Here is a 15,161-nt window from a genome sequence, read left to right on the forward strand (position 1 = left end):
TATCAAGAAAATTTCCTATTGATTAACAATTTGGATTGATTTCGCAAATTAGAAGAAGTTGTATTTCAATTCCAAGTAATATTGCTGAAGGATTTGGACGTGGAAGCAATAAAGAGTTTTATAGGTTTCTTAGAATTTCTATTGGGTCATTATTTGAATTTCAAACGCAATTAGAAATTGCATATAATTTGGAATACATTTCAGAAAAGGATTTTACTACTTTGTTTGAGAGTAGTAGGGAATTAGAACGCATGATTAGTGCTTTTATGAAAAAGATAAAAGAAAATATTTAAAAATTATTAAAATACTTTGCAACTTTGTTACTCAGTAACTTTGCACCTAAAAAAATGAGTAAAATATTAATTATAGAAGACGAAGCAGCCATCCGCAGGGTCTTGGTTAAAATTCTTTCGGAGGAAAATGATTCGTATAAAGTTGAAGAAGCGGAAGACGGTCTTCAAGGGCTTGAAAAAGTAAAGAATGAAGATTTTGATTTGATTCTTTGCGATATCAAAATGCCTAAAATGGACGGTGTGGAAGTTTTAGAAGCGATAAAAAAAATAAAGCCTGAAATTCCTATGGTGATGATTTCAGGACATGGCGATTTAGAAACAGCGGTGAATACGATGCGTTTGGGCGCTTTTGATTATATTTCAAAACCACCTGATTTGAATCGTTTGTTAAATACCGTTCGCAACGCCTTGGATAGAAAAAAGCTGGTAGTGGAAAATAAGATACTGAAAAAGAAAGTATCTAAAAACTACGAAATGATAGGGGAGAGTGACGCTATCAATCATATTAAAGATATGATTGAAAAGGTGGCTCCTACAGAGGCGCGTGTGTTAATTACAGGACCTAATGGTACTGGAAAAGAGCTTGTGGCACATCAAATTCACGAACGCAGTGAACGTGCAACAGGGCCTATGATTGAGGTGAACTGTGCTGCAATTCCTTCTGAATTGATTGAAAGTGAATTGTTTGGTCATATTAAAGGTGCTTTTACCTCGGCAGTCAAAGACCGTGCAGGGAAGTTTGAAGCAGCTGATGGGGGTACTATATTTCTGGATGAAATAGGAGATATGAGTATGCCGGCTCAAGCTAAAGTTTTACGTGCTTTGCAAGAGAATTTAATACAAAGGGTAGGAGCGGATAAGGATATTAAAGTAAATGTGCGTGTTGTAGCCGCGACCAATAAAGACCTAAAGAAAGAAATTGAAGAAGGGCGTTTTCGCGAGGATTTATACCACCGTTTGGCCGTTATTTTGATAAAAGTTCCTGCTTTGAATGACCGACGCGATGATATACCAGCTTTGATAGAGCATTTTGCTAATAAAATTGCAAATGAACAAGGGAGTGCCTTGAAAAGTTTTTCGTCCCAAGCCATACAATTGTTACAGGCCTACGATTGGACAGGAAACATACGTGAATTAAGAAATGTAGTCGAACGATTAATCATTTTAGGCGGTAATGAGATTTCCGAAAATGATGTAAAATTGTTTGCTTCAAAATAAAATAATTGGTGAAGGGGGCATTACTTGTCACGAATCACTTTTTACTAATTACTAGATAAAATGGAATTAAAAAAAATAAACCCCAATTTAAAACAAGCGCTTACCGAAAACGGAATTACAGAACCAACTGAAATTCAAGCGGATTGTTGGGGGACTTTAAAAAGTGGGGCTGATGCCGTTGTGATTATGCCTGAAGGCGAAGGCAAATCGGCTACCATAGCTTATACGGTGATTCAAAAATTAGAAAAACCAGTTGGGGAGTCCACGCGTGCGTTGATTATCGTAAAAGATAAAGAAGCGGTATTGCAAATGGTGGATTACTTTGAAAAATTTGGTAAAAATTCTAATCTGCGAGTAATTGGGGTCAATGACCGAACGGATATCGATGACGAAAAGAATATTATTTCAGCGGGAATGGATGTGTTGATTGGTACGCCCAATAAAATTAATGCCATGTTCTCCGGTGCTGGTTTTAATATGACGACGATTAAAGTTTTTGCTGTGGATGATGCAGATCAAATTTTTAAATTGCGACAAGATAGTATCGTGCAACGATTGTCTATGAGTGTGGAAAAAACACAACGTTTATTTTTTGCCTCAGATTTAACGGAGCGCATCGAAATATTAGCCGATAAAATTATGATTGAACCTTTTTTATTTGGGGTTGAATATGATGAGGAGGAGGAAGAATAAGAAAAAATTAGAAAAGGCTGTCCTAAACTTTTTGGACAGCCTTTTTCTTTGCTAAAATATTCAGATACCCTTTGCAGATAGTTTTCTATAAGTAATTCTTAGAAACAGGGTTCTAATTTTAGGAAACCTTCTTTTTTTACACAATTTCTCCCTCAATCAACACCTTATCAATTAAATCACTACCAAAAGCATACGGAAGTTGATAATAGGTAGGAATAGGTTTGGTGATAATCAAATTTGCTTTTTTGCCTCGTGTGATAGAGCCGTGGGTATCACTAATGCCCATAGCATAAGCTCCGTTAATGGTAGCGGCATTGATGGCTTCTTCGGGAGTCATTTTCATTTTAATACAGGCTGTAGCTACTACAAAATTCATGTTTCCAGATGGAGTAGTACCGGGGTTAAAATCGGTAGCTAGAGCAAGTGGTAAGCCTGCTTCTAGCATTTTTCGTGCTGGTGTATACGGAATACTGATGAAATAAGAACAACTAGGCAATGCTACGGGCATCGTATGACTATCTTTTAAGATTGCTATATCTTCATCGGTAACAATTTCTAAATGGTCCACACTTACGGCATTGTGTTTCACACAGGCTTGAATACCATTAATAGCTGTAAATTGATTTACGTGGATTTTTGCAGCTAAGCCGTATTGTTTTCCTGCTGCCATGATACGTTCGGTTTCTTCTACAGAAAAATATCCCGTTTCAAGAAATGCGTCTATATAATCGGCTAAATTTTCTTCGGCTATCTTTGGGAGCATTTCATTGATAATTAAATCAATGTAGCCTTTATGATTTTCTTTATATTCGAGTGGGAAAGCGTGTGCCCCTAAAAAGGTAGATTTAATGGCAATGGGGTAATTTTCAGCTAATTTTTTAATCACGCGCAACATTTTGAGTTCACCTTCTACGGTCAATCCATAGCCTGATTTGATTTCAATGGCGCCAGTGCCTTGTTTCATAACTTCTTCCAAACGAACTTTAGATTCTTCATAAATCTGTTCTTCTGGTGTTTCATTAAGTCTTTTAGCAGAATTTAGAATACCACCGCCACGATTAGCAATTTCTTCATACGACAATCCATTGATGCGGTCTACAAATTCTTGTATGCGATGACCTGCATAGACCAAATGGGTGTGACTATCGCACCAAGTAGGTAGTACCACTTGACCCGTAGCATCTATTACTTCAAAAGTTGAAGTATCTGGACAATTTTCCATCGAACCATAATCGGAAATGATATTGTTTTCAATGATTAAATAAGCCTGGTCAATTTTGGGTAGAACAGCCATTTCGGTACCAGTGACTTTGTCGATAGCAGTTTTTCTAACTTGTAGTAATTCTCTTATATTTATAATGATTTTTTTCATTTGTATTTTTCTAATAATATCCGCTAAAGTACTTTGTTTTTAAGGAAATCTCATAATAATTGTAAAATTTAATGTAAAAAATTTTAAATAAATTATGATATTTGAAATAAAAGTGTTAATTTAGAAGAGTAAAAAGGAATTAAAATTTAATTTTTTTAAATTATTTGTAATAATCTTCGGAAGATACAAGTTGTTTGCTTACAATACGGTTCATTTGATTTTTTCATAAATTATTGAGGTTAGTTATTTAATTCAAGAAAGCTGTCAGGATTTATTTTGACAGCTTTTTTTGCGTCTGCTGGACAAATTTTGTAATATTACTTACAAATAAGAAATTCGTGCGAAAAATTAAATATAAAAAGGGAAAAAAGATAGTACCTACATTTTTAGAATACACAGGTGTTCATAAAAATGTAGCTACTACCATGCAATTGTTTTCGTATGACACCCATAGCCTGACAGAAAGTGCTGATGGGAGTTTTGAAGAAATGGTAGTGGATGTAGATTTGACAAAGCAAAATTGGTTGAACATACATGGATTAACGGATTTGGAGAAAATTGAGAAAATTGGTCATTTCTTACAAGTTGACAAATTTATTTTAGGCGATATATTAAACACCACCAAGCGTACTAAAATTGATGAGTATCACGATGTGCTTTTTTTTAGTATCAAATCTATTTTACCTATAGAAAATTCAGATAATATAAAAGTTGAGCAGATTTCATTTCTTTTAAAATCAGGGTTATTAACGTCATTTCAAGAAAAGAAAAGCGATTTTTTTTCACATATTCGTGAGCGATTGCGTACACATTCGGGGATAGTTCGTGATAAAGAAGTTGATTATTTGTTGTATTTGCTTTTAGATGCAATTATGGAAAATTTCTTTATCACCATAGAGGCTGAAGAGGATAAGGTAGAAGATTTGATTAATTTGTCAAAAACGAGTACTAAACCGCTAATCTTAGAACAAATAGAAAAGCATCGAGACAATTTCAATTTTTTAAAGCGTTCTATATTGCCACTTCGCGATTCTTTGTATTCCATCAGAGCTACAAAAGACGATGATGTGTTTAATGTGATTAAGAAAGAAAATTATAGTTTTTTTGACCGTTTGCACCAAAAATCATTAGAATTGTTAGAACAAATTGAATACGATTTGACCACGCTTGAAAGTGCTTCAAATTTTTATTTCGCTTCGCAAAGTCATAAAATGAATGAGGTAATGAAGACATTAACCCTGGTTTCTGTGTTTTTTATGCCATTAACTTTCATAGTAGGGGTGTATGGGATGAATTTTGATTATATGCCGGAACTGCATTGGCATTATGGTTACTTTATTGTTTTGGGGATTATGATCGTGTTGCAGTTGTTTATGGTTGTACTTTTTAAACTGCGTAAATGGTTTTAATTTAAATTAGATTCATGAATAATTATATAAGTGCTCTGTCAGGACATGAAATTGAAACCTCAGATGTGATTTTTGCTAAAACTATTAGAAAATCAGTTTTTCAATTAATACAACAAGATTATCCTAATTTTACTAAAGAAAGTGTGATATCTTTAGCTGAATTAAACTATTATAGAGAAAAGTACATTTCGGGTTTTTTACTAAAAGATATACAGGAAATTACTGAATTAGAAAAGGCAGTTTTACAATCGTTAAAAGATAATACTTTTTTGAGTATTATTCAAGATTCAAATCCGCAGTATACAATTGGACAAAAGGTAGCCGATAAGGTGGCTGAGTTTGGAGGTAGCTGGACATTTATTTTGTCATTTTTTGGTTTTTTGCTGATCTGGATTAGTGCTAATGTTTTTTTATTAGCTAACAAAGGTTTTGATCCTTATCCTTTTATTTTGTTGAATTTGATTTTATCCTGTTTAGCAGCTCTTCAAGCGCCTATTATTATGATGAGTCAGAACAGACAAGAAGAAAAAGATAGGGAACGCTCAAAGAATGATTATATGATAAACTTGAAGTCTGAGCTTGAAATTAGATTATTGCATGAAAAAATAGATCATTTAATCATGCATCAAGAAGAAGCTCTTATTGAAATGCAAAAGGTACAAATTGAAATGATGGATGACATCTTGAAACAACTAAAAAAATAGTTGTAAAAGATTGGGTAAACCAAATAGTATTTTTACTTTTGTAGGGTATACAAAAAATTCCGGAAATATGTTTGAATTTCAACAGTATTTAGGTTTCTTATTATTTTTAACCATTTTAACTATGGGATTTTGGTTAATGATTTTCTTAGTGAACTTCGTATTCTACTGGGTAGGAGGTTACTTGTGGAATGAATACAAAGAAAAGAGAGCTAATAAAGAAAGCTTAAAGCAATAATTGAATTGTTTTAAAATAAAAAAGTCCCGATTTCGGGACTTTTTTTATGATTAGAATTCACCACCACCTTCATTATCTTGTCGTGGTTTTTGTTCTCTTTCTGTTTTCGTTTTGTTGAATCTATAGGTGAAAGAAAGCGTAACCACACGCATTCTGAACTGCATTTCTGAATCTGAATGCACGTTTGGCAAACGTAAATCTCGATACATTTTTCTGGAATTAAAAACATCATTAACATTTAAAGAAAGCGTCGCCTTATCTTTTAGCAAATCTTTACTTAGACCAATGGTCATGACCGCCTGACCTTTTTGTGTTCCTTGTGCGATTTTTTGTGAAGCATTGTAGGTCATGCTGGACTGGAAATCTATTTTATAAGGTAAATTAATTCTAGAATTCAAACGAGCTGTCCAAGTCGATGATTCAAAATCGAAACTTTGTATTTTAGTTTCTCCTTTAGTGTTTATGTAGGAGTATTCGCCATCCGTTTTGTTGTAAAAAAAGTTAACGTTCCCGTTTAGTTTCCACCATTTTTTAAAGTTATAATTGGCAGTCAGTTCTAAACCGTATTTATCGTCTGTAGCTAAATTAAAAGGTGTATTCAAGATTACGGGAGTTATGATATCTCTTCCATCGATTATAGTTACATATTCACCATTTTCAATAGTATCTGCACCTCCAACAGGGGTGATCGCATACTCGCCAGTTTCTTTTCGTACAATTTGGAATGCATCTGTAGTGTGATTTAAATAAACGGAAGCATTTAGTGTTAACTTATCCCATTTTTTTAAGAAACCAATATCATAGGCATCGCTATACGCGGGATTGATATCAGGATTACCACGGAATAAGTTGATGTTACTTGTGTAGGAAGCAAAAGGATTGATAAAGCGGTCGCGTGGTCGCGTAATGCGCTTGCTGTAATTAGCTGATACACTCGCGTTGTTCCCTAAATCATAGGTTAAAAATACACTCGGGAAGTAGTTGTTGTAATTTTTTGTAATAAATTCTTGGGTAGTTAGTTGATTAATTTCAATATGAGAATCTTCATAACGTAAACCAAGTAAATAGGAGAATTTGTTGATTTTTGAACCAAATTGGACGTATAATGCATTCACATTTTCAATATAATCCATTAGGTTGGTAAAGCCTGCAATGTTTTCAAAAACACCTGTGTTTTTGTTTAGTTGTTTTACTGAAAAATCGGCTGTTAAGTTGACAAAATTACCACGATAACCCGCTTCAAATTGAGACTCTTTGTTTAGTGGTAACACATAATCAACTTGGATTAAATTTCTGTTTTGCGTATCGTGTTTTTTACTTTTTTCTTGTCTAACAAAATCACCTGTGTCAACTATAGTTTGTAAAATGTTTGAGTCGTCTTTATCAGTGTTTTTTGAAAAAGCTCCGTCAAAAGTTAGTTTATGTCCTTCTTTTTTGAATTTTTTTGTAAAATTCGTACTGTATTCAACGTTTTCACCTTCGGTATCTAAGCGGTTGTCTCTACGAGAAGTATTGATATAATTTCTATTAGCATTGTAATTATAGTATAAAACGTCTTCTATGTTTTTGCCATCATTGTTTCGGTAATTGAAGGCATTGGTCCAAGAGGTGTTTTTGTCGATAGAAAGTTCGATACCAAAATTTAAATTCAAGCCTTTACTCAAGCGGTCATTTTCTCTTCTTTCTTCTAAATAGGAAACTAAAGTTCCGGTATTTCTGTCAAAGTTTTCTTGGTCAATTTTTGCTCTTCCAGGGTTGTTACGGTCGTTATAACCTATAGTTGAAAAGAAATTCATCTTTTCATTTTTATAATTGATGTTTGCTGAAAGACTGTTGTTTTTTGGAGTACCTATAGCGGTAATTAGCGTACCATTAATTCCTAGGTTTTTACCTTTTTTTAAAATAACATTGATGATCCCCGCACCGCCCTCGGCATCATAGCGTGCGGATGGGGTAGTAACTGTTTCAACTTTATCTATGGCATCTGCTGGAATCATTTTTAGCGCATCGCTTACGCTTACAGCATTTGTTGGTTTTCCATCTATAAGCACTCTTACGTTTTCGTTACCTCGTAAAGCTATGGCGCCTTCGCTACTTACAGAAACAGAGGGGATATTATCCAATACATCGCTTACGGTACCACCACGAACCAAAATGTCTTTACCTACAGTATATACTTTTTTGTCGAGTTTCAAATCTACAGTCGTGCGTTCAGCTCGCACGACTACTTCGTTTAATGCTTTGGCGTCTGCTACAAGTCCAATAACACCTAGATTGATATCAGCGAAATAGCCTTTTGCAGGAATCGTTAAAGTTTTAAAAGAAAGGTATTCGTATTTTAAGATAAAATTTCCTGCTTGCACTTGTAAGGAAAATTCTCCTTTTAAGTCGGTTACTGCACCTGATATTGGTTTGTTCGTGTTCGTGCCAATCACCGTAACAGTAGCGTATTCAAGGGGTTGTTGACTTTCTTTGTCGACTAATTTTCCTGATAAGGTGATTTTTTTTCCTGAGTTTTTTTCTTGAGCTGTTAGGGTCAAAGTAATGAAACTTAAGAATAAAAGTAATAGTTTTTTCATTGGTTTTGGATTAGAATACAAAAATAAAGGGAATCCTATTTTGGATTCCCAAAGTTTTGTTAAAGGTATTATAAGGTTTCCTGTAATAATTCATTTATTTTTTCTGTAGGACGGGCTATAACGGCTTTGTTACCTTTGACTACGATAGGTCTTTCAATTAATTTTGGATACGTAACCATGGCTTCAATAACTTCTTTAGGACTTAATGTTTTGTCTTTGAAGTTTTCTATCCAAATGCTTTCTTTTTTTCGAACTAAATCGATAGGTTCAAGGTTTAATTTTTTTAATAAATCTTTTAACTCTTCCGCGTTTGGCGTGTTTTCAAGATAATTAACTACTTCAAAAGGAGTATCGATGTTTTCTAAAAAGCAAACGCCTTCTCTTGATTTTGAACACCTTGCATTATGGTAAATGGTAATCATGTTTTTTTCTTTTTTTTATGTGACAAAAATAATCTAAATTGCTCAAAGACACTTAAAATCAAACTATGTTTTTAGAAAAAGCTTTTTTTAAAGGAAATGAATTTTGGAAATATATAATCGGAATTCTTATTGTTTTTATCGCTACTCTTCTTGGTCAAATTCCATTTGCAGTTGCTGTTTTTTTGAAATTGAATAGTCAGGATGAATCGATGTTTGGGAAAACGGAATCTGAACTTATGAAAGTGCTGGACAAAAATTTGAATTTATTTTTAATGTTACTTTCGTTTGTTTTTGCTTTTTTCGCTCTTTTGGCGGTGGTAAAAGGACTGCATAAACAAAAAATTACTACGTTAATTACTTCCCGTGCAAAAATCGATTGGAATCGTTATTTTTTTGCTTTTGGGATTTGGGCAGCTTTTCAAGTTGTAACTACCATTGCCATGTACACAATTTCGCCCAACGATTTTGTGTGGAATTTTCACTGGCAATCTTTTCTAGTGTTGTTTTTTATTGGTGTTGTGATGTTGCCTATACAAACTGGAATTGAAGAACTGATGTTTAGAGGGTATTTAATGCAAGGTTTAGCATTATTAACCCGTAATAGATGGATTCCACTCATAGTGACTTCATTGTTTTTTGGAGGATTGCATTATTCTAATCCTGAAGTTGCTAAATTAGGTCCCATTATTATGATTTATTACATTGGGACTGGTTTGTTTTTAGGGATACTAACTTTGATGGATGAAGGTATGGAATTGTCATTAGGATTTCATAGCGCTAATAATTTAATTACGGCTTTGTTAGTTACTACAGACTGGTCTGCTTTGCAAACCGATGCTGTTTTAAAAGATATTTCTAATCCAGATGTAGGTATTGAGGTCTTAGCTCCTGTGGTGGTTATTTTTCCTGTATTATTAATGTTGTTTTCAAATAAATACGGTTGGAAAAATTGGCGAAGTAAATTAACAGGTAAAATTGATTTTAAATAATACTATGTTGTCTATTCATCGCGATTTTAAACTAAATGGTAAGAGTTATTCTAAAAGAGAATTGCAACTATGGGCAATTGAGCGTATTGGAGTTTCTAAAGATTTTATAAAAGAAACTGCTGCTTTTTTAATTCATTGGTTAGATGAAACGGATGCCGTTGTAGTGCAAACTTCTGGGACAACAGGCGTGCCTAAGGAAATGGAAATTGCAAAAGAAGTAATGATAGCTTCTGCAAAGGCAACAGGGACTTTTTTTGAACTTCAGCCAGGGTCTACAGCTTTATGCTGTTTACCTGTTAAATATATTGCTGGAAAAATGATGCTTGTTCGCGCCATGGTGTTAGGTTGGGAGATAGATCTTGTAGAGCCTTCTAGCCAGCCATTATTGCATTTGAATAAAAAGTATGATTTTGTAGCAATGGTGCCTATGCAAGTTAAAGCTTCCCTGTCAGATTTGCATAAGGTAAAAACTTTATTGATAGGGGGTGCTGCAGTGGATTCAGAATTGTCTTTGAAATTAATTCAACTACGCTGTAATGCTTTTGAATCGTATAGTATGACCGAAACGGTTACGCATATTGCTTTAAAAAAAATAGGTAAAAGTTATTTTAAAGCCTTACCTGGGGTTTCACTTTCAGTAGATGTACGTGGTTGTTTGATTATAGATGCGCCAAATTTAAAAGTGCAACATTTGATTACTAACGATATTGTTGACTTGTTATGCAGTGATCGTTTTGTATGGAAAGGGCGAGTGGATAATGTAGTAAATAGTGGGGGGATTAAGCTGTTTCCAGAGCAAATAGAAAACAAACTTACTGATTTGATACCATCTCGTTTTTTTTGTATGGGAATGCCAGATGAAAAATTAGGAGAATGTTTAGTGCTGATTATTGAAGGTGAATCATATGAAATAAACGAGTCGATATTTGAACAATTCGAAAAGTACGAAAAACCCAAGTATATTTATTTCATTGATAAATTTGATGAAACGGAAACAGGCAAGATAAAAAGGAACGTTATTAAAGATTATTTAAAAAGAAAGGCTGTCGATTGACAGCCTTTTATATTTAATTGAAAAAGGATAAGATGTAGTAAATGATTGCAGCTACTAAGGCTGATACTGGAATGGTTAATATCCAAGCCCAAATCAAATTAATAGTAACGCCCCATCTTACTGCGCTTAATCGTTTAGTGGCACCCACCCCGATGATTGACCCTGTAATGGTGTGTGTGGTAGACACAGGTACGCCCATTTGCGATACCGTAAATAAAGTTAAAGCACCTGCAGTTTCTGAACATACACCCTCTAAAGGGGTAACTTTTGTGATTTTTGTACCCATGGTTTTAACGATTTTCCATCCCCCCATAAGTGTACCAAAACCAATCATCAAGTAGCAACCAAAGGCAATCCAAATAGGCATGGTTTTGTTGGTCACTTTTGTTTCTACTTTTGCTTTAAGTTCTTCTTTCAATTTGCCGTTTTCGTCTACATATTTAGTAAACATTTTAGCATATCTGTAGTTCGGGTTTAATTCTTTATTTTTAAAAATTAACTCCTTAGTTTCAGTATCATGAACATCTTTTTTGTCCGTGTATACTAATAATGTTTTTAATTCTTTTGATACTTTTTCAAAATTTGTAACATCAATACCTTCTTTCTTTAAATGCAATAAAAAAGGATTGTTTGGATTTACATCTGCTACTAATTTTTCATCTTCATAGATGTTTTCTTTTGTAGATAAATCAATGATTTTTTTACCATCTACATAAACAGTATCATTTTCAAAAATACTAACAGCAGGTTTGAATTTTTTAATTTTACCTTCGTCGTTAGTGTATTTTACTTGTAAAACTTCAGTAACTTGAAGCATTTCAGGTATATCGCCTTTTATTTCTCCTCGTCTAACCCCGTTAGCATATACAATACAAGCGGCACAAATAATACCCATTACTTTTTGAGAATCGGCACCACCATGTCCTAAAGAGAAAGCTGCAGAAGATAATAATTGTAGTTTTTTGTATAAATTCCCTTCTTTCATAGCGGTATTGTTTTTACCAACTACTAATTCGAAAATGATGAAAATCACAACGAAAGAAGATAATAATATACCGATAATCCAAATCATGATAGGTTTGATATCAAAGATATCTTTATATGCCCATGTCATGTACACAGTAAAAACGGTTAATCCTATGTAAGATAAAAGTTTTACAATGAATTTTCTTTGAATTGTCATCATAGTAATGATGAAAGAGATAACTCCACCGATAATTGGAGCTAAAACAATAAACATCAAAGGTTTTGTGATTTCTTCCATTTTCAATACATCAAAACCTGCGTGAGCTACTGCAGCTCCAGCAAAACCACCAATTAAGGTGTGTGATGATGATGATGGGATTCCTAACCACCAAGTTAATAAGTTCCAAACTGTTGCGGCTAATAAACCTGAAAGGATTACCCAAAGGTCAATAACCGAGTTGTCTACTGTTTTGGCTACGGTGTTACCTACGCTCATGTCGAATACCCAATACGCAGCAAAGTTGAATATGGCTGCCCAAATTACGGCTTGAGTAGGTGATAATACTTTTGTTGAAACTACGGTAGCAATTGAGTTGGCTGCATCATGGAAACCATTTACCAAGTCAAAGGCTAAAGCCACAACAATTATTATAATTAATAATGTAAAGTCCATTTCTAAAATATAAAGTTGTGATTACGCGTGTTTAACCGAGATTGCTTCTAAAGTTCTAGCTACATCTTTACATTTGTCTGTAGCTTTGTGTAAAGCGGATAATACTTCTTTATATTTAATGATGTTGATTGCGTCCGTTTCGTTTTCAAATAATTCAGCAACAGCTTTGTCAAATACCAAGTCGGCTTTGCTTTCTAATTTGTATATTTTTTTTACGGCACTGTTAATTTTATCAAGATTTTTTAAATCTTTCAATTCGATAACCGCATTATTGATATGGTTTGCAGTTTCTAAAGTGATTTCCGTTAATTTACGGATAGATTTGTTGATTTTAGCAACATTGTACAGATTCATGCGGTTAGAAGCAGTATAGATGTTGTTTGAAACTTCAGAAATTGTTGTTATTAACATATGAATGTCTTCTCTATCAAATGGAGTGATGAAGTTTTTGCTTAATTCAATATTCATCTTGTGGTTTGTACTTTCTACATCAGCAACTAATTGTTCAATTTGTTTGTAAAAATTAGTTCTGTTTTCCATTTCGCTTTTGCCTATATTTACAGCTTCGTGTAAATTTTCAGATAAGGCAACTAAATCTTTAGTAGCTTTGATGAATAAAGGATAGAAAGTAGTATCCTTTGGAGAGAAAAACTTAATAATGTCTTTGAATGCCATTTTATATCAATTTAATTTCGAGTGCAAAAGTAGAATTTCAATGTTAAGAAATTGTTAACTGATTAATAAGTTGCCATTAACTTTACAGAATTATTAAGATAGTGTTATCGAATAGTTGCTGATGATTTTGTAATTTAGCGCTCCAAAATCAAACAATTAATTTATGGACTTAAACTTCAATAAGAACGAAGATCATAATAGACTATTATTATCAGAATTAAGACAGCGTTTCGCAAAAGTAAAGTTAGGTGGAGGTGAGAAAAGAATTGCAAAACTGCATGCCGAAGGTAAAATGACGGCTAGAGAAAGAATAGATTATTTATTAGATAAAGACCAAGATGCTATTGAAATTGGTGCCTTTGTGGGAGACGGTATGTATAAAGAGCATGGTGGTTGTCCTTCTGGAGGGGTAGTTGTAAAAATGGGCTACATTCAAGGTAAGCAATGTATAGTGGTAGCTAATGATGCTACCGTTAAAGCAGGGGCTTGGTTTCCTATTACAGCAAAGAAAAATTTGCGTGCGCAAGAAATTGCCATGGAAAACCGTTTGCCAATTATCTATTTAGTAGATTCTGCTGGGGTGTATTTGCCAATGCAAGATGAAATTTTTCCAGATAAAGAACATTTCGGTCGTATTTTCCGTAATAATGCTATGATGAGCAGTATGGGGATTACGCAAATTGCAGCTGTAATGGGTAGTTGTGTGGCTGGTGGTGCGTATTTGCCTATTATGAGTGATGAAGCTTTGATTGTGGACAAAACAGGAAGTATTTTCTTAGCGGGAAGTTATTTAGTAAAAGCGGCTATTGGTGAAACCATAGATAATGAAACTCTTGGCGGAGCGACTACGCATTGCGAAATTTCTGGAGTTACTGATTTTAAAGCTAAGGATGATGCGGCAGCTTTAGACCGTATTAAGAGTATTGTGGGGAAAATGGGTGATTTTGATAAAGCAGGGTATAATCGTATCAAGGCAGAAAAGCCCGCTTTAAATCCAAATGATATTTATGGTATTTTGCCAAAATCTCGTGCCGAGCAATATGATATGATGGAAATTATCAAACGTTTGGTGGATAATTCTGAGTTTGATGAATACAAAGCAGGATATGGTCAAACCATCATTACGGGTTATGCTCGCATTGACGGTTGGGCTGTAGGGATAGTAGCTAATCAACGATTGATTGCAAAAACAACGGGTGCCAAAACCAAACCCAGTGAAATGCAATTTGGAGGAGTAATTTATTCGGATTCTGCGGATAAAGCGACTCGTTTTATTGCGAACTGTAATCAAAAGAAGATTCCTTTAGTATTCATGCACGATGTGACGGGATTCATGGTAGGTTCTAAATCAGAACATGGAGGGATTATCAAAGATGGTGCTAAAATGGTGAATGCTGTATCTAATTCTGTAGTGCCTAAATTCACGATTATTGTAGGAAATTCTTATGGGGCTGGAAACTACGCTATGTGCGGGAAAGCCTACGACCCACGATTGATTTTTGCTTGGCCAAGTGCTGAATTAGCCGTAATGGGTGGTGCACAAGCAGCTAAAGTTTTGATGCAAATTGAAGCAGCTTCATTAAAAGCAAAAGGCGAAGAAGTAGATGCTCAAAAGGAGCAAGAATTATTTGATAAAATCAAAGCGCGTTACGACGAACAAGTTTCGCCTTACTATGCAGCTTCGCGTTTATGGACAGACGCAATCATTGATCCATTAGAAACGCGTACTTGGATTTCCATGGGTATTGAAGCAGCGAATCATGCTCCTATTGAAAAACCGTTTAATCTAGGGGTGATACAAGTTTAATTTTAGAATTAAGAATTAAGAATTAACAATATAAATACTTAGTGTACTTTGTGGTTAAGTCTAAGCTAATTT

Annotated in this window: 14 protein-coding genes; 9 read left to right on the forward strand and 5 right to left on the reverse strand. The window is 34.2% G+C overall.

The genetic code is table 11. From position 1 onward, the window contains the following. Positions 1-35: 35 nt before the first annotated feature. The 3 genes from ACQY29_RS09255 to ACQY29_RS09265 are packed head-to-tail and all read left to right on the forward strand — an operon-like array spanning position 36 to position 2,204. Entirely contained in the window at positions 36-293 is a 258-nt protein-coding gene (locus tag ACQY29_RS09255; RefSeq protein ID WP_428224910.1) for a four helix bundle protein, read from the forward strand. A 54-nt stretch (positions 294-347) separates the two neighbouring features. After that, positions 348-1,511 carry a sigma-54-dependent transcriptional regulator gene (locus ACQY29_RS09260; protein ID WP_428224911.1) on the forward strand — a complete coding sequence of 388 codons (1,164 nt, stop codon included), beginning with the start codon at positions 348-350 and terminating at the stop codon, positions 1,509-1,511. A 60-nt stretch (positions 1,512-1,571) separates the two neighbouring features. Then, complete coding sequence (locus ACQY29_RS09265) at positions 1,572-2,204, forward strand: DEAD/DEAH box helicase (protein WP_428224912.1); 633 nt, start codon at positions 1,572-1,574, stop codon at positions 2,202-2,204. A 136-nt stretch (positions 2,205-2,340) separates the two neighbouring features. Here the strand turns inward: ACQY29_RS09265 and hutI are convergent, their stop codons facing one another. Further along, positions 2,341-3,576 (reverse strand): imidazolonepropionase, encoded by a 1,236-nt coding sequence (hutI, locus tag ACQY29_RS09270; protein WP_428224913.1) that lies wholly within the window; start codon positions 3,574-3,576, stop codon positions 2,341-2,343. A gap of 338 nt (positions 3,577-3,914) precedes the next feature. Between hutI and corA the strand changes: the two genes are divergently transcribed. The 3 genes from corA (at position 3,915) to ACQY29_RS09285 (ending at position 5,924) form a co-directional block, all read left to right on the forward strand. Beyond that, the gene (gene corA, locus ACQY29_RS09275; RefSeq protein WP_428224914.1) at positions 3,915-4,985 is read left to right on the forward strand and encodes a magnesium/cobalt transporter CorA; all 1,071 of its coding nucleotides are present in this window, start codon (positions 3,915-3,917) and stop codon (positions 4,983-4,985) included. Positions 4,986-4,999: 14 nt separating this feature from the next. Beyond that, positions 5,000-5,689, forward strand: a complete 690-nt coding sequence (locus tag ACQY29_RS09280) for a DUF1003 domain-containing protein (protein ID WP_428224915.1) — start codon at positions 5,000-5,002, stop codon at positions 5,687-5,689. 67 nt (positions 5,690-5,756) lie between these two features. Beyond that, on the forward strand, positions 5,757-5,924 hold the full coding sequence (locus tag ACQY29_RS09285; protein WP_428224916.1) for a hypothetical protein: 168 nt from the start codon (positions 5,757-5,759) through the stop codon (positions 5,922-5,924). Between the two features lie 50 nt (positions 5,925-5,974). On the opposite strand, the gene ACQY29_RS09290 is transcribed toward ACQY29_RS09285, so the two are convergent. Both ACQY29_RS09290 and arsC read right to left on the reverse strand, forming a co-directional pair. Next, on the reverse strand, positions 5,975-8,503 hold the full coding sequence (locus ACQY29_RS09290; RefSeq protein ID WP_428224917.1) for a TonB-dependent receptor domain-containing protein: 2,529 nt from the start codon (positions 8,501-8,503) through the stop codon (positions 5,975-5,977). Between the two features lie 68 nt (positions 8,504-8,571). After that, a complete protein-coding gene (gene arsC, locus ACQY29_RS09295; RefSeq protein WP_428224918.1) occupies positions 8,572-8,925 on the reverse strand; it encodes an arsenate reductase (glutaredoxin) in 354 nt (117 codons plus the stop codon). Between the two features lie 65 nt (positions 8,926-8,990). Between arsC and ACQY29_RS09300 the strand changes: the two genes are divergently transcribed. Then, positions 8,991-9,914 (forward strand): lysostaphin resistance A-like protein, encoded by a 924-nt coding sequence (locus tag ACQY29_RS09300; RefSeq protein ID WP_428224919.1) that lies wholly within the window; start codon positions 8,991-8,993, stop codon positions 9,912-9,914. Then, positions 9,901-10,968, forward strand: a complete 1,068-nt coding sequence (locus tag ACQY29_RS09305; RefSeq protein ID WP_428224920.1) for an AMP-binding protein — start codon at positions 9,901-9,903, stop codon at positions 10,966-10,968. Before ACQY29_RS09300 ends, ACQY29_RS09305 begins: the two co-directional genes overlap by 14 nt. A 13-nt stretch (positions 10,969-10,981) precedes the next feature. Here ACQY29_RS09305 and ACQY29_RS09310 read toward each other — a convergent pair whose 3' ends face one another. Beyond that, entirely contained in the window at positions 10,982-12,607 is a 1,626-nt protein-coding gene (locus ACQY29_RS09310; RefSeq protein ID WP_428224921.1) for an anion permease, read from the reverse strand. Positions 12,608-12,628: 21 nt separating this feature from the next. Next, positions 12,629-13,282 carry a DUF47 domain-containing protein gene (locus ACQY29_RS09315; protein WP_428224922.1) on the reverse strand — a complete coding sequence of 218 codons (654 nt, stop codon included), beginning with the start codon at positions 13,280-13,282 and terminating at the stop codon, positions 12,629-12,631. 163 nt (positions 13,283-13,445) lie between these two features. Here ACQY29_RS09315 and ACQY29_RS09320 point away from each other — a divergent pair, with 163 nt between their 5' ends. Further along, on the forward strand, positions 13,446-15,089 hold the full coding sequence (locus tag ACQY29_RS09320; RefSeq protein WP_428224923.1) for an acyl-CoA carboxylase subunit beta: 1,644 nt from the start codon (positions 13,446-13,448) through the stop codon (positions 15,087-15,089). The last annotated feature ends 72 nt before the right edge of the window (positions 15,090-15,161 follow it).

The organism is Flavobacterium sp. (genome assembly GCF_965262375.1).
In the GTDB taxonomy this organism is placed as follows: Bacteria; Bacteroidota; Bacteroidia; order Flavobacteriales; family Flavobacteriaceae; genus Flavobacterium.